The organism is Pseudomonas parafulva NBRC 16636 = DSM 17004 (assembly GCF_000730645.1).
Lineage (GTDB): Bacteria > Pseudomonadota > Gammaproteobacteria > Pseudomonadales > Pseudomonadaceae > Aquipseudomonas > Aquipseudomonas parafulva.
The window spans coordinates 21,824-41,599 of the sequence record NZ_BBIU01000011.1; the positions used below are offsets into that span (position 1 = coordinate 21,824).

21 protein-coding genes are annotated in these 19,776 nt (G+C 63.5%); 11 read left to right on the forward strand and 10 right to left on the reverse strand.

Annotated features, from left to right (window positions below; genetic code table 11):
- Window positions 1–213 precede the first annotated feature (213 nt).
- The 4 genes from purM (at window position 214) to PPA02S_RS08340 (ending at window position 3,028) form a co-directional block, all read left to right on the forward strand.
- The gene (purM, locus tag PPA02S_RS08325; RefSeq protein WP_028635045.1) at window positions 214–1,272 is read left to right on the forward strand and encodes a phosphoribosylformylglycinamidine cyclo-ligase; all 1,059 of its coding nucleotides are present in this window, start codon (window positions 214–216) and stop codon (window positions 1,270–1,272) included.
- Window positions 1,272–1,925: a phosphoribosylglycinamide formyltransferase gene (gene purN / locus PPA02S_RS08330; protein ID WP_028635044.1), complete on the forward strand. Its 654-nt coding sequence runs from the start codon at window positions 1,272–1,274 to the stop codon at window positions 1,923–1,925. Before purM ends, purN begins: the two co-directional genes overlap by 1 nt.
- 8 nt (window positions 1,926–1,933) lie before the next feature.
- Window positions 1,934–2,644 carry a DUF3108 domain-containing protein gene (locus tag PPA02S_RS08335; protein ID WP_028635043.1) on the forward strand — a complete coding sequence of 237 codons (711 nt, stop codon included), beginning with the start codon at window positions 1,934–1,936 and terminating at the stop codon, window positions 2,642–2,644.
- Between the two features lie 201 nt (window positions 2,645–2,845).
- On the forward strand, window positions 2,846–3,028 hold the full coding sequence (locus tag PPA02S_RS08340; protein WP_028635042.1) for a hypothetical protein: 183 nt from the start codon (window positions 2,846–2,848) through the stop codon (window positions 3,026–3,028).
- A 43-nt stretch (window positions 3,029–3,071) separates the two neighbouring features.
- On the opposite strand, the gene PPA02S_RS08345 is transcribed toward PPA02S_RS08340, so the two are convergent.
- The 7 genes from PPA02S_RS08345 to PPA02S_RS08375 form a co-directional block, all read right to left on the reverse strand.
- Window positions 3,072–3,611, reverse strand: a complete 540-nt coding sequence (locus PPA02S_RS08345) for a DUF2058 domain-containing protein (RefSeq protein ID WP_028635041.1) — start codon at window positions 3,609–3,611, stop codon at window positions 3,072–3,074.
- A 26-nt stretch (window positions 3,612–3,637) separates the two neighbouring features.
- Entirely contained in the window at window positions 3,638–4,471 is an 834-nt protein-coding gene (gene mazG, locus PPA02S_RS08350) for a nucleoside triphosphate pyrophosphohydrolase (protein ID WP_028635040.1), read from the reverse strand.
- A gap of 124 nt (window positions 4,472–4,595) precedes the next feature.
- A complete protein-coding gene (gene relA / locus PPA02S_RS08355) occupies window positions 4,596–6,836 on the reverse strand; it encodes a GTP diphosphokinase (RefSeq protein WP_028635039.1) in 2,241 nt (746 codons plus the stop codon).
- Between the two features lie 99 nt (window positions 6,837–6,935).
- Complete coding sequence (rlmD, locus tag PPA02S_RS08360; protein ID WP_028635038.1) at window positions 6,936–8,294, reverse strand: 23S rRNA (uracil(1939)-C(5))-methyltransferase RlmD; 1,359 nt, start codon at window positions 8,292–8,294, stop codon at window positions 6,936–6,938.
- On the reverse strand, window positions 8,295–9,194 hold the full coding sequence (gene cysM / locus PPA02S_RS08365) for a cysteine synthase CysM (protein ID WP_028635037.1): 900 nt from the start codon (window positions 9,192–9,194) through the stop codon (window positions 8,295–8,297).
- Window positions 9,195–9,314: 120 nt separating this feature from the next.
- Window positions 9,315–10,664 (reverse strand): sensor histidine kinase, encoded by a 1,350-nt coding sequence (locus tag PPA02S_RS08370; protein WP_028635036.1) that lies wholly within the window; start codon window positions 10,662–10,664, stop codon window positions 9,315–9,317.
- 3 nt (window positions 10,665–10,667) lie between these two features.
- Entirely contained in the window at window positions 10,668–11,387 is a 720-nt protein-coding gene (locus tag PPA02S_RS08375) for a response regulator transcription factor (RefSeq protein ID WP_028635035.1), read from the reverse strand.
- 191 nt (window positions 11,388–11,578) lie between these two features.
- On the opposite strand from PPA02S_RS08375, the gene PPA02S_RS08380 reads away from it, so the two are divergent.
- From PPA02S_RS08380 to PPA02S_RS08395, 4 genes are read left to right on the forward strand one after another with little or no spacing between them, the layout of a single operon-like run.
- Complete coding sequence (locus PPA02S_RS08380) at window positions 11,579–14,332, forward strand: response regulator (protein WP_028635034.1); 2,754 nt, start codon at window positions 11,579–11,581, stop codon at window positions 14,330–14,332.
- 60 nt (window positions 14,333–14,392) lie between these two features.
- Complete coding sequence (locus PPA02S_RS08385) at window positions 14,393–15,382, forward strand: 2-hydroxyacid dehydrogenase (protein ID WP_028635033.1); 990 nt, start codon at window positions 14,393–14,395, stop codon at window positions 15,380–15,382.
- A gap of 31 nt (window positions 15,383–15,413) precedes the next feature.
- Window positions 15,414–15,851 carry a hypothetical protein gene (locus tag PPA02S_RS08390; RefSeq protein WP_028635032.1) on the forward strand — a complete coding sequence of 146 codons (438 nt, stop codon included), beginning with the start codon at window positions 15,414–15,416 and terminating at the stop codon, window positions 15,849–15,851.
- Complete coding sequence (locus tag PPA02S_RS08395; RefSeq protein WP_028635031.1) at window positions 15,848–16,252, forward strand: META domain-containing protein; 405 nt, start codon at window positions 15,848–15,850, stop codon at window positions 16,250–16,252. Before PPA02S_RS08390 ends, PPA02S_RS08395 begins: the two co-directional genes overlap by 4 nt.
- A gap of 76 nt (window positions 16,253–16,328) precedes the next feature.
- On the opposite strand, the gene PPA02S_RS08400 is transcribed toward PPA02S_RS08395, so the two are convergent.
- A complete protein-coding gene (locus tag PPA02S_RS08400; protein WP_028635030.1) occupies window positions 16,329–16,793 on the reverse strand; it encodes a TlpA disulfide reductase family protein in 465 nt (154 codons plus the stop codon).
- Window positions 16,794–16,878: 85 nt separating this feature from the next.
- Between PPA02S_RS08400 and arsC the strand changes: the two genes are divergently transcribed.
- Genes arsC through PPA02S_RS08415 form a run of 3 tightly spaced genes read left to right on the forward strand, consistent with a single transcriptional unit; the run spans window position 16,879 to window position 18,240 of the window.
- Window positions 16,879–17,232, forward strand: a complete 354-nt coding sequence (gene arsC / locus PPA02S_RS08405; RefSeq protein ID WP_028635029.1) for an arsenate reductase (glutaredoxin) — start codon at window positions 16,879–16,881, stop codon at window positions 17,230–17,232.
- Complete coding sequence (wrbA, locus tag PPA02S_RS08410) at window positions 17,229–17,834, forward strand: NAD(P)H:quinone oxidoreductase (RefSeq protein WP_028635028.1); 606 nt, start codon at window positions 17,229–17,231, stop codon at window positions 17,832–17,834. The genes arsC and wrbA overlap by 4 nt, the downstream gene beginning before the upstream one ends.
- Entirely contained in the window at window positions 17,827–18,240 is a 414-nt protein-coding gene (locus PPA02S_RS08415; RefSeq protein ID WP_028635027.1) for a DUF2069 domain-containing protein, read from the forward strand. Before wrbA ends, PPA02S_RS08415 begins: the two co-directional genes overlap by 8 nt.
- A gap of 32 nt (window positions 18,241–18,272) precedes the next feature.
- On the opposite strand, the gene PPA02S_RS08420 is transcribed toward PPA02S_RS08415, so the two are convergent.
- Entirely contained in the window at window positions 18,273–18,944 is a 672-nt protein-coding gene (locus PPA02S_RS08420; protein ID WP_028635026.1) for a DNA-3-methyladenine glycosylase I, read from the reverse strand.
- 4 nt (window positions 18,945–18,948) lie between these two features.
- On the reverse strand, window positions 18,949–19,773 hold the full coding sequence (gene ttcA / locus PPA02S_RS08425; RefSeq protein ID WP_028635025.1) for a tRNA 2-thiocytidine(32) synthetase TtcA: 825 nt from the start codon (window positions 19,771–19,773) through the stop codon (window positions 18,949–18,951).
- Between the last annotated feature and the right edge of the window lie 3 nt (window positions 19,774–19,776).

The window sequence follows — 19,776 nt, forward strand, 5'->3', positions numbered from 1 at the left end:
AGCTTGAAGCTTTCGAGACACCGCATCAACACCCCAAACGTTTTTTAGCAATTTCCCGCCCTGCCCGTCGGCGTGAGGATGGCCGCTGCCCGGCAACCCTGATAAAATCGCGCGCCTTCACAGACCACTGAAGTTCAGGCAGCCGCCATCAGGCAGCCAGCCCTGGCCATCACGGTCGTTTCTACGAATCCCTCCCTCTAAAGGCCTGGATCAATGAGCAAGCAACCCTCCCTGAGCTACAAGGACGCCGGTGTAGACATCGACGCCGGCGAAGCACTGGTCGAACGCATCAAGGGCGTGGCAAAACGCACCGCACGCCCTGAAGTCATGGGTGGCCTGGGCGGCTTCGGCGCCCTCTGCGAGATCCCGGCCGGCTACAAGCAGCCGGTGCTGGTCTCTGGTACCGACGGCGTCGGCACCAAGCTGCGCCTGGCACTGAACCTGAACAAGCACGACAGCATCGGCCAGGACCTGGTCGCCATGTGCGTCAACGATCTGGTGGTGTGCGGCGCCGAACCGCTGTTCTTCCTCGACTACTACGCAACCGGCAAACTGAACGTCGACGTGGCGGCCACGGTGGTCACCGGTATCGGTGCCGGTTGTGAGCTGGCCGGCTGCTCGCTGGTCGGTGGTGAAACCGCCGAAATGCCCGGCATGTACGAAGGCGAAGACTACGACCTGGCCGGTTTCTGCGTGGGCGTGGTGGAAAAGGCCGAGATCATCGACGGCTCCAAGGTGGCCACGGGTGATGCCCTGATTGCCCTGCCGTCCTCCGGCCCACACTCCAACGGCTACTCGCTGATCCGCAAGATCCTCGAGGTATCGGCCACTGACGTCGAAAGCACCCAGCTGGGCGGCAAGCCCCTGACCGAGCTGCTGATGGCACCGACCCGCATCTACGTCAAGCCGCTGCTGCAACTGATCAAGAACACCGGTGCAGTCAAGGCCATGGCCCACATCACCGGCGGCGGCCTGCTGGACAACATTCCACGCGTACTGCCGGCCAACGCCCAGGCAGTGATCGACGTGGCCAGCTGGCAGCGCCCGGCAGTGTTCGACTTCCTGCAGGAAAAAGGCAACGTCGACGAACACGAAATGCACCGCGTGCTCAACTGCGGCGTCGGCATGGTGATCTGCGTGGCGCAAGACCAGGTGGAAACCGCCCTGGCTGAACTGCGTGCCGCTGGCGAGCAGCCTTGGGTCATCGGCCACATCACCGAAGCCGCTGAGGGCGCAGCCCAGGTCGAGCTGCAAAACCTCAAGGCACACTGATGCCGAACGCGTTCTGCAATGTCGTGGTACTGCTGTCGGGTTCCGGCAGCAATCTGCAGGCCCTGATCGACAGCTGCCAGGCCCCGGGTAACCCAGTGCGCATCTGCGGGGTGGTTTCCAACCGTGCCGATGCCTTTGGCCTGCAGCGCGCCGCCGCGGCGGGCATCGAACATGTCGTGCTCGATCACACCCAGTACGAAGGCCGTGAGGCCTTCGACGCTGCGCTAATGGCGTGCATCGACGGTTTCGAACCCCACCTGGTGGTGCTGGCTGGCTTCATGCGTATCCTCAGCGGCAGCTTTGTGCGCCACTACCAGGGGCGTCTGGTCAACATCCATCCGTCCCTGTTGCCCAAGTACAAAGGCCTGCACACCCATCGCCGGGCGCTGGAAGCCGGTGATGCGGAACACGGTTGCAGTGTGCATTTCGTGACCGAGGAACTCGATGGGGGGCCACTGGTCGTACAGGCTGTTGTGCCCGTAGCCGCCGATGACACCGTCGAAACGCTGGCCCAGCGGGTGCACTGTCAGGAACATCTGGTCTACCCCCTGGCAGTGCGCTGGTTTGCCGAAGGGCGCTTGCGTCTTGGCGAACAAGGTGCATTACTGGATGGCCAGCCCCTGTCGGCCAGCGGTCACTTGATTCGATCCTAGGAGATTTTATGCGTCGTGCCTTGCTCTTGGCTCTAGCCGTGCTTGCCCTGCCCCTCCAGGCAGCAGACTTGAAGCCGTTTTCGGCCAGCTACACCGCCGATTGGAAGCAGTTGCCCATGAGCGGTACCGCTGAACGTAGCCTGGTCAAGAATGCCAATGGCACGTGGAGCCTGAACTTCAAGGCGTCCATGATGATTGCCAGCCTGACCGAGCAAAGCACACTGCGCCAGGAAAACGATACCCTGCTGCCCCAGCAGTACCACTTCGAACGCGGTGGCCTGGGCAAGGCGAAGAAGGTTGACCTGAACTTCGACTGGGCCGCCAAGAAGGTGACCGGTACTGACCGTGGCGATGCCATCACCCTGCCGCTGAACCGCGGCGTACTCGACAAGTCGTCTTATCAGCTGGCGCTGCAGCATGATGTGGCCGCTGGCAAGAAGAGCATGACCTACCAGGTGGTCGATGGCGACGAGATCGACACCTACGACTTCCGCGTACTGGGCACCGAAAAGGTCACCACCAAGACCGGCCAGGTGGATGCCGTCAAGGTCGAGCGAGTGCGTGACCCCAGCCAGAGCAAGCGCATCACCGAGCTGTGGTTCGCCAAGAACTGGGATTATCTGCTGGTGCAACTGCGTCAGGTCGAAACTGACGGCAAGGAATACGTGATCGTGCTGCAGGATGGTACGGTCGATGGCAAGGCGGTTAAGGGTAACTGAGCCGTGCTTGTCTTGAGTAACGGAAGCCCCGCCCTGAGCGGGGCTTTTTTATGGACGATGGTGGGGCGGGCGCCGAGGCGCCACCAGCAGGCTTCATGAAACTTGTTTCATGGCGATTTTATTTACTTAGCCTGCTAACAAACTCTATAAAGGGGGTGTGCGACACACTGTCGCAGCCAACTGAAAATGTGGAGTTTACCGATGACAGTCCAAGTAACCGAACGCGACGAATCGAAAATGTCCCATGAAGGCCTGGCCGCTGGCGTGCGGATCTGGGACGTGCACCAGCAAGGTCAACTGGTTGGGATGTTCCATAACGAACACGAAGCGCAGCAGTACCGCGTCGAGCTGGAAGACCAGGAAAAGCAGCGCACCACGCAATGACCCCTCTTGAACGAAAAACCCCGCCAAGGCGGGGTTTTTGCTGTTACCACATCAGGTCATCCGGGATCTTGTAGGCCGCATACGGGTCATCATCGTCGGCTTCCTCCACATGGGTGTTGAGCAGCAACACCCGGTGCGGGTCGCGTTCCTGGATCTTCAGCGCCGCTTCACGCGGAATCACTTCGTAGCCGCCCCCATGGGACACAACCGCCAGCGCACCATTGCTCAGCTTGCTGCGCATCAGCGCATTGACCGCAATGCGCTTGACCTTCTTGTCATCGACGAAGTTGTAGTAGTCCTCGGTGGTGAGCTTCGGCAGGCGGGTGGCTTCGATCAACTGCTTGATCTGCGCGGCACGGGCTTTCTGCTCGGCCTTTTCCTGCTGCTGGCGGTTCAGCTCCTGGTCACGCTTGGCCTTTTCGGCCATCGCTTCCCTGGCTTGGCGCTGCTGGGTGTCGTCCACCTCTACCTGGCCTTTGTGTTCCAGGCGTTTTTGTTTTTTCTCAGCCTTGTTGGCCTGGGAGACCTGTTTCTGGTTGACCAGACCGGCTTTGAGCAATTGGTCGCGAAGGGAAAGGCTCATGAATGTTCACTCACTTATGCAACAGCTCAGCTGCAGCTGGGCAGGTTCTTTTCCTGACGCTTGGCTTCACCCCAAAGGGCGTCAAGCGCGTCAAGGTTACATTCTTCAATAGGGGTGCCACTGTCGCGCAATGCCTGCTCGATAAAACGGAAACGTCGCTCGAACTTGCGGTTGGCGCGGCGCAGGGCGTTTTCCGGGTCTTGCTTGAGGTGCCGCGCTAGGTTGACGGCAGCGAACAACAAATCGCCCACCTCGTCCTCCAGCGCATCGGCGTCACCGTCGGCCATGGCCTGCAACACTTCATCCAGTTCTTCACGCACCTTGTCCAGCACCGGCAACGCTGCCGGCCAGTCGAAGCCGACCGTGGCGGCGCGCTTTTGCAGCTTGGCAGCCCGGGACAGGGCCGGCAAGGCTGACGGCACGTCATCGAGCAGCGACAGTTGCTCGGGCGTGCTTTTCTCGGCCCGCTCCTCGGCCTTTATCTCCTCCCAACGGGACTTGACCTGGGCCTCGCTCAGGCTGGGGGTATCCAGCGGCGCATAAAGCTCGCCGGTAGGGAATACATGCGGGTGGCGACGAATCAGCTTGCGGGTGATGCTGTCAACCACGCCATCGAACTCGAAACGCCCCTCCTCCCGGGCCAGCTGGCTGTAGTAGACCACCTGGAACAGCAAGTCGCCCAGCTCACCTTGCAGGTGCTCGAAATCACCGCGCTCGATGGTGTCGGCGACCTCGTAGGCCTCTTCGAGGGTATGGGGGACGATAGTCGCGTAGTTCTGCTTGAGGTCCCATGGGCAACCATACTGCGGGTCGCGCAGGCGGGCCATGAGGTGCAGCAGGTCTTCGAGGGTGTAGGTCATGTAGGCAGGTCCTTCGGCGGTGACTTCTTCGCGGGTAAACCCGCTCCCACAGGATGGATACAGGTTTTGAAATCTGTACGTTACCTGTGGGAGCGGGTTTACCCGCGAAGCAGGCGCCGCGGTCTCAAGGGGTACGATTACGCCGCGTCTCGATGATGTTCGGCAACTGCGAGATCCGCCCCAGCAGGCGCCCCAGCGCGTCCAGGCCTGGAATCTCGATGGTCAGAGACATCAGCGCGGTGTTGTCTTCCTTGTTCGAGCGAGTGTTCACCGCCAGCACGTTGATTTTCTCGTTCAGCAGCACCTGCGAAACATCGCGCAGCAGGCCCGGGCGGTCATAGGCGCGGATGACGATGTCCACCGGGTAGGTTTGCACCGGGATCGGCCCCCAGCTCACCTGGATCATGCGCTCGGGCTCCTTGCCCGCCAGTTGCAGCACCGATGCACAGTCCTGGCGGTGGATGCTCACGCCACGGCCCTGGGTGATGTAGCCAACGATGGCATCGCCCGGCAGCGGCTGGCAGCAGCCTGCCATTTGCGTCAGCAGGTTGCCGACGCCTTGGATCTGGATATCGCCACGCTTGCCACCGCGCGGCCCGCTGGGTTTGCGCGGGACCAGTTCGATCTGCTCGATGCGCTCGGGCTCGAGCAGTTGCTGGGCAGCATTGACCAGGTGCGCCAGGCGCAGGTCGCCGGCGCCCAGTGCCGCGAACATGTCTTCTGCCGTCTTGACGTTGGTCTTGTCGGCCAGGCGCTCGAAGTCTACCTGAGGCAGGCCCAACCGGCTTAGCTCACGCTCGAGCAGGGTCTTGCCGGCGGCGACGTTCTGGTCACGTGCCTGCAGCTTGAACCAGTGCACGATCTTTGCCCGCGCCCGAGAAGTGGTCACGTAGCCCAGGTTCGAGTTCAGCCAGTCGCGGCTCGGGTTACCGTGCTTGCTGGTGATGATCTCGACTTGCTCGCCGGTCTGCAGGCTGTAGTTGAGCGGCACGATGCGCCCGTTGATCTTGGCACCCCGGCAGTTGTGGCCGATCTCGGTGTGCACCCGGTAGGCGAAGTCCAGCGGCGTGGCGCCTTTGGGCAGGTCGATGGCGTGGCCGTCCGGGGTGAACACGTAGACCCGGTCCGGCTCGATATCCACCCGCAGCTGTTCGGCCAGGCCGCCGATATCGCCCAGCTCTTCGTGCCACTCCAGCACCTGGCGCAACCAGGAAATCTTTTCTTCGTAATGGTTGGAGCCAGACTTTACGTCGGTGCCCTTGTAACGCCAGTGGGCGCACACCCCCAGCTCAGCCTCTTCGTGCATACCGTGGGTGCGGATCTGGACCTCGAGGACCTTGCCCTCTGGGCCGATTACTGCCGTATGCAGCGAGCGGTAGCCGTTTTCCTTGGGGTTGGCGATGTAGTCGTCGAACTCCTTGGGGATGTGCCGCCACAACGTATGCACGATACCCAGCGCGGTGTAGCAGTCACGAACCTCCGGCACCAGTACACGTACGGCACGCACGTCGTAGATCTGGCTGAACTCGAGGCCCTTGCGCTGCATTTTGCGCCAGATGGAATAGATGTGTTTCGCCCGGCCGCTGATATCGGCGTTCACGCCCGTGGCCAGCAGCTCGTTCTGCAACTGGTTCATCACATCACTGATGAAGCGCTCGCGGTCCAGCCGACGCTCGTGCAGCAGCTTGGCGATCTGCTTGTATTGATCGGGCTCGAGATAACGGAAGGACAGGTCCTCGAGTTCCCACTTGATGTGGCCGATGCCCAGGCGGTGTGCCAGGGGGGCATAGATGTCGAACACCTCGCGGGCAACCCGCAGGCGCTTCTCGTCGTCGGCGCCCTTGACTGCACGTATCGCGCAGGTGCGCTCGGCCAGCTTGATCAGCGCCACGCGCACATCGTCGACCATGGCCACGAGCATCTTGCGCAGGTTCTCGACCTGCGCCTGGGAGCCCAGCACCAGCGACTGCCGGGGGCTGAGGCTGGCGCTGATGGCAGCCATGCGCAGCACGCCGTCGATCAGCTTGGAAACCACCGGGCCGAAGCGCTGGCTGACCTCGGCCAAGGTCACCTTGCCTTCGCGTACCGACCGGTAGATGACCGCTGCCACCAGGGAGTCCTGGTCGAGCTTGAGGTCCGCGAGGATCTCGGCGATTTCAAGCCCGGCCTGAAAGCTGGAGGTACCGTCTGCCCAGGAATGCTTGGCAGGGTTGCCCTTCTTCTCGACGTCCAGGGCAAACTCGCAGGCGTCTTTCAGCGCAGCGCGGTCCAGTGCCGAATCGACGCTTACCACGTGGTCCAACCAGCCTTCGAGATTGATACTGCCGTCGGTGTTGACCGGCTGGTGCACTCTCACCTGTACCATCTTTGTTCTACCTTTCCATACAGCGCACCCCACGGATGCGCTGGCAATCACCGCACGGCTGCCAATCCTTGAAAGCCGTACCAAGGGGCCAGCAGCATGCTAGCCCGCTTCGAATAACGCCATGGCCTCGACATGTGCCGTCTGAGGAAACATGTCGAGAATCCCGGCCCTTTTTAACCGGTACCCCTGCCCAACCAGCACCTGCGCGTCTCGCGCCAACGTTGCCGGGTTGCACGATACATAGACCAGCCGTTTGGCCTTGAGGCGGGCGATGCCTTGCACCACCTCGAATGCACCGTCACGCGGTGGGTCCAAGAGTACCGCAGAAAAGCCTTCGGCGGCCCATCCGGAGCCGGCCAAAGGCTGCGATAAATCGGCCTGAAAAAACCGTGCGTTATGCACATTGTTGCTTCGGGCGTTGGCGGCGGCCCGGTCGACCATGGCCTGCACGCCTTCAACTGCTACCACCTCACGCGCCTGGCGGGCCAGTGGCAGGGCGAAATTGCCCAACCCGCAGAACAGGTCCAGCACCCGTTCGTCAGCCTGCGGTGCCAGCCAGGCCAGGGCCTGTTCGATCATCGCCGTGTTGACCTGAGCGTTGACCTGCACGAAGTCCCCTGGTCGCCAGGCGAGCTCCAATTGCCAGGGCGCCAAGGCAAAGCCCAAGGATGCACCCTGCACCAGCGGGGCAGGCTCATCCTCCCCCTGCAGCCACAACTGGGCGCCGGCCTGCTCGCAGAAGGCCTGCAACCGGGCCAGGTCTTCGGCGGGCAACGGCGCCACATGGCGTACCAGCACCGCTTCGGCAGTCCCGCTGAACAATTCCACATGCCCCAGGGCCTGCGGCTTGTCCAGCGAGCGCAGCACGGTTGGCAGATGCCGCAGAATCGATTGCAAGGGCTGTACCAGCACCATGCAATCGTTGAGGGCGACGATGTCCTGGCTGGCTTCGGCGCGCAACCCCACCTCCAGGTGCCGCGCCTTGGCGTCCCAGCGCACGGCCACCCGCGCACGGCGCCGGTAGCCGAACTCCGGCCCGCTCAGCGGCGGCGCCCACTGCTCGGGCTGCACGCCAGCCACCCGCTGCAACTGTTCGGCCAGGGTGCGCTGTTTCAACGCAAGCTGCGCCGCATGGGGCAGGTGCTGAAGGTTGCACCCGCCACAGCGGGCATAGTGCCGGCACGGGGCCTCGCGGCGCTCGGGGCTGGCTTGCAGCAGCCGCTCCAAGCGCGCGTCCACCACCTTGCCGCGAGCACTGAGCACCCGCGCCTCGACCACCTCACCTGCCAGGGCGCCACTGACGAACCAGGTACGCCCGTCATGAAAGGCAATGCCTCGGCCGTCGCCGGCCAGGCGCTCCACGGTCAATTGCTGCTTCTTGCCCACAGGTACCTGGGGGCTGCGGTTACCGCCGGCTGGCTGGAAGCGCAGGCCGCTGTTGCTCTTTTTCTTGGACATTTAGCTGTGATCGAACAAGCCAGTGGACAGGTAGCGGTCGCCACGGTCGCAGATGATCGCGACCAAGGTGGCATTTTCCACCTCGCGGGACAGACGCAGCATGGCGGCCACCGCACCACCGGAGGACACGCCGCAGAAAATGCCCTCTTCGCGGGCAAGCCGGCGCATGGTCTCTTCGGCTTCCTGCTGGGACATGTCGACGACGCGATCAACACGGGCGGCATCGAAGATTTTCGGCAGGTACTCTTCTGGCCAGCGGCGGATGCCAGGGATGGCAGAGCCCTCCATCGGTTGCAGGCCGACGATCTGCACCGCCGGGTTCTGCTCCTTGAGGTACTGCGAGCAGCCCATGATGGTACCAGTGGTGCCCATGGAGCTGATGAAATGGGTAATGGTGCCCTGGGTCTGCTGCCAGATTTCGGGGCCCGTGCTGTTGTAGTGGGCGATCGGGTTGTCGCCGTTGGCGAACTGGTCCAGCACCAGGCCACGGCCTTCGGCCTGAAGCTTTTCGGCCAGGTCCCGGGCGCCCTCCATGCCTTCTTCCTTGGTCACCAGAATCAGCTCGGCGCCGTAGGCGGTCATGGCGGCTTTGCGCTCGGCGGTGGAGTTGTCGGGCATGATCAGGATCATCTTGTAACCCTTGATCGCTGCCGCCATCGCCAGGGCGATACCGGTATTGCCGGAGGTGGCTTCGATCAAGGTGTCGCCGGGCTTGATCTGGCCGCGCAGTTCGGCCCGGGCGATCATCGACAGCGCCGGGCGATCTTTCACCGAGCCGGCAGGATTGTTACCTTCAAGCTTGAGCAGGAGGGTATTGCTGGTTTGGCCAGCCAGGCGCTGCAGGCGAACCAGAGGCGTATTGCCGACGCAATCGGCGATGGTTGGGTACTGCAAGGTCATGGTGTGCTTCACAATCCAGGCGGCAGGGGCGCCTATCATACCGGCAAACCCTTGCGCGCCATATCACGCAATCTGTGGTGCATATAGCTACACGCTATATCAAATGCCCAGCCATTGATTTCAGCCTGGCACATGGGCTGGCAAGCGCAGCCACAGGCGCAACCCACGCGGCCCATTGCGCGCCCACAGGGTGCCGCCCTGGCGCTGAATGGCACTGCGGGCGATGCTCAGGCCCAGGCCAAAGCCGCCGTCCCCGGGCCGTGAGCCGTCCAGCCGGGAGAACGGCGCGAAGATGCGCTCCAGGTCTTGTTCGGCCACTCCGCCCCCTTCATCCTCAAGCCACAGCCACCAGAACCCCGCCTCCCTGCGCCCACCCAGACGCACTATACCCTCGGGGGGCGAGTGACGAATGGCGTTGCGCAGCAGGTTCTCCAGCGCCTGGGCCAGGTAATTGAGGTTGCCCTGCACCCAGCAGCCCGCGGGCACCTCACAGTGCAGGCGGGTGGGTGACCAGCCGCACTCATAGCAGGCGTTCTCGGCCAGAAGGTCCCACAGCGCCTGCACCTCGATGGGCTCCAGGTTCATCGGCGCACGCTCGGCGTCCTGCCAGGCCAACTGCAAGGTGCCTTCGACCAGCTGCTGCATGCAGTCCACCTCTCGCCTCAGGCGCTCGCGCAACCCCTGTAGCTCGGGCTCGCTGTCGCAGGCCACGCGCAAGCGGCTCAGGGGCGTGCGCATCTCGTGGGACAGGTCACGCAGCAACTGCTGCTGGATAGCCACGGTGCCTTGCAAGCGTTCAGCCATCTGGTCGAATGCCCGCGCCAGTTCGCCCAGTTCGTCGTGACGGGCCAGTAGGCGTGGTGCCAGGCGGGCCGACAGCTGGTCGGCACGCCAGGCATTGGCCTGCTCGCGCAGTTGGTTCAGTGGCACGATCAGCATGCGGTAGAGGCCCACGCACAGCAGCAGGGTGAACAGCCCGGGGATGATACCGTTGGTGAGGATGCGCCACAGCAGCAGGTACTGGCCCGGGTTGAAGCGCTGTGGCAGCTCGATGACCAGCATGGCCTGCTCTGCGGCGCCCGGGAACGGAACACGCATCCACGGCTGGTCGACGCTGCGCCTGCTCATGGGCCAGTCAACCCCCCGCAGGCGGGTCAGGCGCTGCAGGGCTTGTGCATCGAGCGTGGCGCTGTCCAGCGGCCGCAGGTTGGCGTCCAGCACACCCACCCAGCCGTGCTCACGCCGGTGCATCTGCGCAACCCAACGGTCCAGGCCCTCACGCCCACCGCTGCGCCAGGCGTGCTCAGCCTCGGCCGCATAGGCGCGCAACGCTGCACGCGCAGCCTCGTCGAGGTAGGCGTTGCGGGTTTCCATATGCCGGCCCCAGGTGAAGCTGAGCCCGATCATCAGCAGGCAGAACCCCACCAGCAGAATGGCAAGCTTCCAGAACAGCGAGTGCCGGTCGAGCACGGCCTATTGCACCTCAAGGGCGCTGAGCACGTAGCCTTTGCCCCAGACGGTACGGATCTGCCGCCCTTCGTAGCCGATGCCCTTGAGCTTGCGGCGCAGCTGGCTGACGTGCATGTCGAGGCTACGATCATGCTGCGAATAGCCCCGCTGCAGCACCTGCTGGTACAGGAAGGGTTTGCTCAGCACCTCGTCGGGATTACGGGTCAGCATTTCCAGCAGCCGGTATTCGCTGGGTGTCAGGCCCGCCGCGCAGCCGGCCAGGCGCACGTCCAGGTGCGCCTCGTCGAACTCCAGTTCGCCCCGATCCGCATGCTGGAGCGGCGGCCGGTAGTGGCGCTCAAGGCGCACGCGGCGCAGGATTGCTTCGATACGCACCTGCAATTCGTCCATGCTGAACGGCTTGGGCAGGTAGTCGTCCGCGCCACGCTTGAAACCGACGATGCGGTCAGCCTCGGCGCCCAGCGCCGACATCAGGATGACCGGGGTGGCGCCCTGCCTGCGCAGCTGGGTCAGGGCTTCCAGCCCATTGAGCCCGGGCAGCAGGATGTCGAGCAGCACGACATCGAAGACCCGGCGGCTGGCCGTTTCCAGGCCCTCCAGGCCATTGCGGCACCAAGTGACCTGAAAGCCGCCGCGCTGCAATTGCTCGTGGAGGTAGGCGCCTAGTACGGGGTCGTCTTCAATGGCGAGGATGGCGGGGCTGGGCGTCGCTACAAGATTCATTGGCAACTGCCATTTATTCTCAATTGCCAGATTATTCAGCATCCCGTAGGCGACAGGCAACTGCATCCCGTGCAGCTTGGCCACAGAAGGCAAAAACACCGACTAAACAGGTGCATTAGCCTGGCAGGCGGAGTAACGTCGCCCCTTGGCCGTCACACACGACGGTGTCCAGGCACATGACAGGAGGCGGTGTGCTCGATCGTTTGGGGATTCGCAGCCGGGTGCTTCTGCTGGCCTTGCTGCCGGCCGGCCTGATGGCGCTGGTACTGGGCAGCTACTTTACCTGGCTGCAACAAAGCGACCTGCGTACGCAGTTGCTGCAACGCGGCAAGATGCTCGCCGAGCAACTGGCGCCTTTGGCTGCACCCGCCATGGCGCGGCCGGCGCCCGCGCAACTTGAACGCATCGCTGCCCAGACCCTGGAGCAGCCCGACGTGCGTGCCGTCGCCTTCCTCGCCCCGGACCGCACACGGCTGGCCCATGCCGGCCCCAGCATGCTCAACCAGCCCCCCAGCGGGGGCAGCGGCACGCAGCTGCTGCAACGCACTGGCAACGACGCCACCCGTTACCTGATGCCGGTCTTCGGCCACCATCGTGACCTGGCCACTGAAGCGGTGCCGGCCGAAGCCGAACGCTTGCTGGGCTGGGTAGAGATCGAACTGTCCCACGACGGCACGCTGCTACGGGGCTACCGCAACCTGTTCACCACCCTGCTGCTGATCCTCGCCTGCCTGGTACTCAGCGGGCTGTTGGCACTGCGCATGAGCCGTGCCATCAACCACCCTATCGAACGCATCAAGCATGCGGTCAACCAGCTCAAGGACGGGCACCTGGAAGAACGCCTTCCGGCCATGGGCAGCCATGAACTGGATGAACTCGCCCGGGGCATCAACCGCATGGCCGAAACCCTGCACAATGCCCATGAAGAGCTGCAGCACAGCATCGACCAGGCCACCGAGGACGTACGCCAGAACCTTGAAACCATCGAGATCCAGAACATCGAACTGGACATGGCGCGCAAGGAGGCCCTGGAGGCCAGCCGGATCAAGTCGGAGTTCCTGGCCAACATGAGCCACGAAATCCGTACCCCGCTCAATGGCATCCTGGGCTTCACCCATCTGCTGCAGAAAAGCGAGCTGATGCCGCGCCAAGTGGACTACCTGAACACCATCGAAAAATCTGCCGACAACCTGCTGGGCATCATCAACGAGATTCTCGACTTCTCGAAGATCGAGGCCGGCAAGCTGGTGCTCGACAGCATTCCGTTCAACCTGCGCGACCTGATCCAGGACACGCTGACCATCCTGGCCCCGGCCGCCCACGCCAAGCAGCTGGAGCTGCTGTGCCTGATCTACCGGGACACGCCATCGTCACTGATCGGTGACCCGCTGCGGCTCAAGCAGATCCTCACCAACCTGGTCAGCAATGCCATCAAGTTCACCCGCGAAGGCACGATCGTGGTCCGCGCCATGCTCGAAGACGAACACGAAGACAGCGCGCAATTGCGCATCAGCGTGCAGGACACCGGCATAGGGTTGTCGCCCCAGGATGTGCGCACCCTGTTCCAGGCCTTCAGCCAGGCCGACAACTCACTGGCTCGGCAACCCGGCGGTACCGGCCTGGGCCTGGTGATTTCCAAACGCCTGATCGAGCAGATGGGCGGCGAAATTGGCGTTGACAGCACGCCCGGGGAAGGCTCGCAGTTCTGGATAAGCCTGAACCTGCCCAAGGCCCACGACGATGTCGAAGCGCTGCCATTGCAACCCCTGCTCGGCCGCCGGGCCGCCATCGTCGATGGCCATGAACTGGCGCGCCAGGCACTGGACCACCAGTTGCAGGACTGCGGGCTGAGCGTCAGCCAGTTCGCGTCGTACGATCAGCTGGTGCAGGCAGTGCAGGCCGCGAGCCAGGCGGGGCGGCCGTTCGACTTCGCGGTGATGGGCGCCAACCTGGGCACCCTTTCGCCCGAGCAACTGGGCGAGTACTACCAGCAACTCGAACGCCACCACTGCCAGTGCGTGGTGCTGTGCCCCACCACCGAGCAAGCGCTGTACCACCCTTACCTGTCCAACGGGCACGGCCAACTGCTGTCCAAACCCTCCTGCACCCGCAAACTGCGCCGCTTGCTGCTGGAGATGGTGCAACCGCGCCGGCCGCAAAATGAAACCAGCCCACTTCACGGCCAGCACCAGCCAAAGATTCTCTGCGTGGATGACAACGCCGCCAACCTGCTGCTGGTGCAGACCCTGCTCGAGGACCTGGGTGCCAGGGTGGTGGCGGTGGACAATGGCTACGCTGCCGTTCAGGCCGTACAGGACCAACCCTTCGACCTGGTGCTGATGGACGTGCAGATGCCCGGCATGGATGGCCGGGCCTGCACCGAACAGATTCGCCTGTGGGAAAACACCCAGAGTGGCAACCCACTGCCAATCGTCGCCCTTACCGCCCACGCCATGGCCAACGAAAAACGCGCCCTGCTGCACGCCGGCATGGACGACTACCTGACCAAGCCGATCAGCGAGCGGCAACTGGCCCAAGTGGTGATGAAGTGGACCGGGCTTAGCCTGGGTTCGCCCCAGCAGGCCCAGGCCGAGCTGCCACCCAACGCCGACGAACTGAAGGTGCTGGACCACGAAGAAGGCCTGCGCCTGGCGGCCGGCAAGGCAGACCTAGCAGCAGACATGCTGAGCATGCTGCTGGCCGCGCTCGATGATGATCGCAGGGCCATACGCGCTGCCCGTGATACCCAGGACCGCACGGCGCTGATCGAACAGGTGCACCGTTTGAACGGCGCCTCACGTTATTGCGGCGTGCCGCAGCTACGGGCGGCCTGCCAGCGCAGCGAAACCTTGCTGAAGCAGGACAGTACACAGGCAACCCAAGCCCTGGATGAACTGGACAGCGCAATCGCTCGCCTGGCTGCACAAGCCCGATCGACCGGCTGAGGTTAATTGCCGACGGGCAGCATGCCACGCCGTTGGCCACGAACACACAAGGAGCCAGACATGCGTGCACTGCTGTTCAGTTGCCAGCATTACGATCAGGAGAGTTTTTCGCGGGCCGCCCATCATTACGGTGCTGACCTGCACTTCCAGCCCGCCCGCCTCACCCTCGACACGTCTACCCTGGCACAAGGGTATGAGGTGGTTTGCGCATTCATCAATGACGAGCTGGATGCGCCGGTGCTCGAACGCCTGGCAAGCGGTGGCACGCGCCTGATCGCCCTGCGCTCTGCCGGCTACAACCATGTCGACCTGGCCGCCGCCCGGCGCCTGGGCCTGGCCGTGGTACGTGTGCCGGCCTACTCGCCCCACGCCGTGGCCGAACATGCGGTAGCGCTGGTACTGGCGCTGAACCGCCGGCTGCACCGCGCGTATAACCGCACCCGTGAGGGAGACTTTACCCTGCATGGCCTGACCGGTTTCGACCTGCACGGTAAAACCGTCGGCGTGGTTGGCACCGGGCAGATCGGCGCCGCCTTTGCTCGTATCATGGCCGGTTTCGGCTGCCAGTTGCTGGCCTACGACCCCTACCCCAACCCTGACCTACTGGCCTTGGGCGCTCGCTATCTACCGTTGCCCGAGCTGCTGCACGAGGCCCACATCATCAGCCTGCACTGCCCGTTGACCGAAGGCACCCACCACCTGATCAACGCCCAGAGCCTGGCGCAGTTGCAGCACGGCACCATGCTCATCAATACCGGGCGCGGCGCACTGGTGGACACCCCAGCGCTGATCGACGCGCTGAAAAGCGGCCAGCTCGGCTACCTGGGCCTGGACGTGTATGAAGAAGAAGCCCAGCTGTTTTTCGAGGACCGCTCCGACCAGCCCCTGCAGGATGACGTACTGGCGCGGCTGCTGACGTTCCCCAACGTGATCATCACGGCCCACCAGGCCTTTCTCACCCGTGAGGCACTGGCGGCCATTGCCGAGACCACGCTGGAAAACATCAACCGCTGGGCGGCGGGCAATCCGCAGAACCTGGTGGTGGGTTAGTGCTAGGATACGCGGCATTTCTGGAGGACCCATGGTCGAACACGATTTTCGCTACACGCTTTTCAACCCGCAACACACCCTGATCGAGTGCCGCGCATTGGTGCCGGGCCGTTATCAGGTCACAGGCAACGGCGGCTCGATGCACAAAGGCGACACCTTGCTGGTGACCCTCAAGGGCAGCAAGGACCTGTCCATGCGCTTGGCCGTCGAAAGCGTACGCCACCTGATCAACCCACGCGGCCAATGGGTCGCCGTGGCCAGTGGCCCAGTGTTCAACGAGCTGGAAATCCTCAACTGGCAGGTTGAGTGCAACAGCTGCGCGGCAGTACTGGATTTCGAATTCGCCGTGGACGCCAAGCTGGGCAAGAAAGCCCGCCAGCCTGCTGCCAGTGCCCGCATCGCTGAGCTGGGTTGGGTAAGCCGCGACGAGAAGCACCTGTGCCCGCGCTGCCAGGGGGGTGCCCAATGAAAAACCTGCTGACCGGCGCGCTGATCACCACCGGCCTGCTTGGCTGCGCCGCACAGCCTGCCAAGCTGCAACAGGAGCGCAGCTATGTGCTGGAGTGGATCGGCGAGCGCCCACTGATCGACGACAGCCACCTGACCCTGACCCTGGCCAGCGACGGCCGTGCCTACGGCAACGCCGGGTGCAACCACTGGTTTGCGCCCTACACCCTTGACGGTGAGCGCCTGAGCTTCGGCCATGTGGGCAAAACCCGCAAGCTGTGCGCACCCGCCTTGATGGAGCAGGAAAAGCGCTTCCTGCAGGCGCTGGAAACAGTCCAGCGCTGGGACATGTCCCCTGTGGACCAGCTGCGCCTGTGGCCTGCCGAGGGCAAGCCCCTGCGGTTGTGGCCCGAGGAAGGGTGAGGGGTGGTGGGCCGCACGCTGAGCGGTGCTCACGCGCACCGGTTCGGTAACGCGCCCTAAATGCGGCCCGCCCTATTTACGCGCCCTTCAACGCCTTGATCTTCGCCTGCAAGCCTTCCAAGGTCTGCTCGCCCAGCAGTTGCTCGCGCACCTTGCCCTTGTCATCGATGATGTAGGTCACCGGCAGCGCCTCGCTGCGGGGCAGGTCATAACGCTCGGCGGGGTCCTGGGCCAGTACGGTGAAACCAATACCCAGGGTTTCGGCTGCCTGCTTCAGGTCCTGGCCCTGCAAGCCATCGAAGTTCACCCCCACCACCCTGACACCGTCAGCCGCCCACTGCTTGGCCGCAGCATTCAGTTCAGGGATTTCGGTACGGCACGGCCCGCACCATTCTGCCCAGTAGTTGAGCACCAGCCAGTGGCCGTCAAGCTGCTCGGCCTTCACTGCATTACCGTGTTGGTCCACGCCATAATCGGCACCGCAACCACCGAGCAACAAGCTTGCGGTGATGGCCAGTACTGCTGCCAGACGCCTTGCCATGGGTCAATCCTTCTCGAGTTTTAGAGCAAATGGGGCGGTCGCTGCGGTTAGAATAGCCGCCACACCCTGCTGGATGCGACCCCACATGACCGACCTGACGCTCTATCATAACCCGCGCTGCTCGAAATCCCGCGCCGCCCTGGAACTGCTCGAGGCCCGCGGCCTGGCGCCCACCGTGGTGCGCTACCTGGAAACACCTCCCGATGCTGCCACCTTGCGGGCCGTACTGGGCAAGCTGGGCATTGGCGCGCGCGGGCTGCTGCGCACCGGCGAAGACGAATACAAACAGCTGAACCTGGCCAACCCCGCACTCACTGACGCACAACTGGTCGAAGCCATGGTCAGCCACCCCAAGCTGATCGAGCGGCCCATTCTGGTGGCCGGCGACAAGGCCGTGATCGGCCGTCCACCTGAGCATGTGCTGGAGATTTTGCCGTGAGCGAACCCTACATCCTGGTGCTCTACTACAGCCGCCATGGCGCTACCAGCGAGATGGCCCGGCATATCGCCCGGGGCATCGAACTGGCAGGCCTGGAGGCGCGCCTGCGCACCGTGCCGGCCATCTCCACCGAATGCGAGGCGGTAGCGCCCGACATCCCCGCCAGCGGCGCCCTGTACGCCACCCTGGACGACCTGCGCCACTGCGCCGGCCTGGTGCTGGGCAGCCCTACCCGCTTCGGCAACATGGCAGCACCGTTGAAATACTTCCTCGATGGCACCAGCAGCCTGTGGCTGGGCGGTGAACTGGTGGGCAAGCCTGCTGGTGTGTTCACCTCCACCGCCAGCTTGCACGGCGGCCAGGAGACCACCCTGTTGTCGATGATGCTGCCACTGATGCACCACGGCATGCTGGTGATGGGGCTGCCCTACAGCGAGTCGGCACTGCTGGAAACCCGTGGCGGTGGCACCCCCTATGGTGCCAGCCATCATGCTGGCGCCGATGGCAAGCGCGAGCTGGACACCCACGAAATCGCCCTGTGCCGTGCCCTGGGCCAACGTCTGGCGACCACTGCCAAGGCCCTGGAGGCTGCGCGTGGCTAGGAAGCCCAAGGTGCTGCCGCCGCTGGAGTGGCTGGCGCCGCGCCTGCGCCTGGCGCGGGCAACGAGCCTGGCGTTGTTCTTCGGCCTGATCGCCCTGCTGGTGGTGAACAATCTGTGGTTCGCCAACCTTCACGGCGCGCGAGTCGGCGTGATCCTGGCGATTGAGCTGATCCCGTTGCTGTTGCTGCTGCCCGGCATGCTGCTAAGCAGCGCGCGGGCCCATGCCTGGACGTGCTTCGTGGTGAACATCTACTTCATCAAGGGCGTACTGGCCGCGTTCGACCCGGGGCGGGCGGTGTTTGGCTGGGCCGAAGTGCTGATCAGCCTGGGGCTTTTCATTGCCGCATTGCTGTATGTGCGCTGGAAATTCCAGCATGAGCGGCGCATGGCGGGTGAAGGGGGATAAGTTCGGGGGGCTGCGGTGCAGCCCCGGCGGCCTCAATGGTTGACAGTATGCGCCAGCATCACTGACAACTGGCACAGCGGCCGCCCGCTCTCGGCGTGCCACTGGTTGAAAACCTGCTGGACCAGGGCCAGGTCGCGCTGGCTGGTCGGCGGCTTGTCGATCACTTTCTGCGCGATCAGCGCTGCCGCCATGTCGTCGGTGGGCACAAAGGTATCCTTGCCCACCATGCGCAGAAACCGCGGCGCCGACAGCCCGCCCAGCTGGTTGCCCTGTTTGGCCAGGTACTTCCATAGCCCGACGATGTCGTTAACCGGCCAGTCGGCGATGAACGCACCAAAGCTGCCGTTCTCCTTCGCCACGTCCAATACCATCTGCGCATTGCGCGGCACGCTTTTGAGCTTGCCCAGGTGGCGGATGATGCGCGTGTCCTGCATCAGCCGCTCCAGGTGCTCGGCCCCCATCAGCACGACCTTCTCCGGATCGAAACCGAAGAACACCTGCTCGAATGCTGGCCACTTGGCATCCACGAGGCTGTGCTTGAGCCCGGCCCGGAACACACGCAGCGCCAGCGTGGACAGATAACGGTCGTCGGTTATTGCACGCAACTGCGCTGGTGTACGCGGCTGCGGCAGAAAAGCCTCCAGGGCCTGGGCGGAGCCAAAGCGATTCAGGCAGAACTCGTGCAACCACTGGTAATCGCGCATAGGTTCAGATGTTCACCACATCAAGGAAACGGGGCGCAGCGGTTTCGTCGATCTTGAGGCTGGTGAAGTCGAACAGGTTGCGGTCGGCCAACTGCGACGGCGCTACGTTCTGCATCGCACGGAAGATGCTCTCGGTACGGCCTGGGTGCTTGCGCTCCCACTCCACCAGCATGTCCTTGACCACCTGGCGCTGCAGGTTCTCCTGCGAACCGCACAGGTTGCACGGGATGATCGGGAATTCCTTCATGTCGGAGTAGGCCTGGATATCCTTCTCGCTGCAGTAGGCCAGCGGGCGGATGACCACGTTGCGGCCGTCATCGGCGCGCAGCTTCGGCGGCATGCCCTTGAGGGCGCCGTTGAAGAACATGTTGAGGAAAAACGTCTCGACGATGTCGTCGCGGTGGTGACCGAGCGCCATCTTGGTTGCGCCGATTTCATCGGCGAAGGTGTACAGGGTGCCACGGCGCAGGCGCGAGCACAGCGAACAGGTGGTTTTGCCCTCCGGCACCAACTCCTTGACCACCGAGTACGTATCCTTCTCGACGATGTGGTACTCGACGCCCAGCGCCTTCAGGTACGCAGGTAACACGTGTTCAGGGAAGCCTGGCTGCTTCTGGTCCATGTTCACCGCGACGATCTCGAACTGGATCGGCGCCACCTTCTGCAGGTGCAACAGAACGTCGAGCATGGTGTAGCTGTCCTTGCCGCCGGACAGGCAGACCATGACCTTGTCGCCATCTTCGATCATGTTGTAGTCGGTGATGGCTTCGCCGGCAAGACGACGCAGGCGTTTTTGCAGTTTGTTCTGGTTGACCGAAAGGGTGCCCATAGC

Coding starts and splice junctions, on each gene's coding strand:
- purM (WP_028635045.1), top strand. CDS start 214: ATGAGCAAGCAACCCTCCCTGAGCTACAAGGACGCCGGTGTAGACATC.
- PPA02S_RS08345 (WP_028635041.1), bottom strand. CDS start 3,611: ATGAGCCTTTCCCTTCGCGACCAATTGCTCAAAGCCGGTCTGGTCAAC.
- PPA02S_RS08400 (WP_028635030.1), bottom strand. CDS start 16,793: ATGGCAAGGCGTCTGGCAGCAGTACTGGCCATCACCGCAAGCTTGTTG.
- PPA02S_RS08385 (WP_028635033.1), top strand. CDS start 14,393: ATGCGTGCACTGCTGTTCAGTTGCCAGCATTACGATCAGGAGAGTTTT.
- PPA02S_RS08420 (WP_028635026.1), bottom strand. CDS start 18,944: ATGCGCGATTACCAGTGGTTGCACGAGTTCTGCCTGAATCGCTTTGGC.
- arsC (WP_028635029.1), top strand. CDS start 16,879: ATGACCGACCTGACGCTCTATCATAACCCGCGCTGCTCGAAATCCCGC.
- relA (WP_028635039.1), bottom strand. CDS start 6,836: ATGGTACAGGTGAGAGTGCACCAGCCGGTCAACACCGACGGCAGTATC.
- PPA02S_RS08395 (WP_028635031.1), top strand. CDS start 15,848: ATGAAAAACCTGCTGACCGGCGCGCTGATCACCACCGGCCTGCTTGGC.
- purN (WP_028635044.1), top strand. CDS start 1,272: ATGCCGAACGCGTTCTGCAATGTCGTGGTACTGCTGTCGGGTTCCGGC.
- ttcA (WP_028635025.1), bottom strand. CDS start 19,773: ATGGGCACCCTTTCGGTCAACCAGAACAAACTGCAAAAACGCCTGCGT.
- PPA02S_RS08390 (WP_028635032.1), top strand. CDS start 15,414: ATGGTCGAACACGATTTTCGCTACACGCTTTTCAACCCGCAACACACC.
- PPA02S_RS08375 (WP_028635035.1), bottom strand. CDS start 11,387: ATGAATCTTGTAGCGACGCCCAGCCCCGCCATCCTCGCCATTGAAGAC.
- rlmD (WP_028635038.1), bottom strand. CDS start 8,294: ATGTCCAAGAAAAAGAGCAACAGCGGCCTGCGCTTCCAGCCAGCCGGC.
- PPA02S_RS08335 (WP_028635043.1), top strand. CDS start 1,934: ATGCGTCGTGCCTTGCTCTTGGCTCTAGCCGTGCTTGCCCTGCCCCTC.
- PPA02S_RS08340 (WP_028635042.1), top strand. CDS start 2,846: ATGACAGTCCAAGTAACCGAACGCGACGAATCGAAAATGTCCCATGAA.
- mazG (WP_028635040.1), bottom strand. CDS start 4,471: ATGACCTACACCCTCGAAGACCTGCTGCACCTCATGGCCCGCCTGCGC.
- cysM (WP_028635037.1), bottom strand. CDS start 9,194: ATGACCTTGCAGTACCCAACCATCGCCGATTGCGTCGGCAATACGCCT.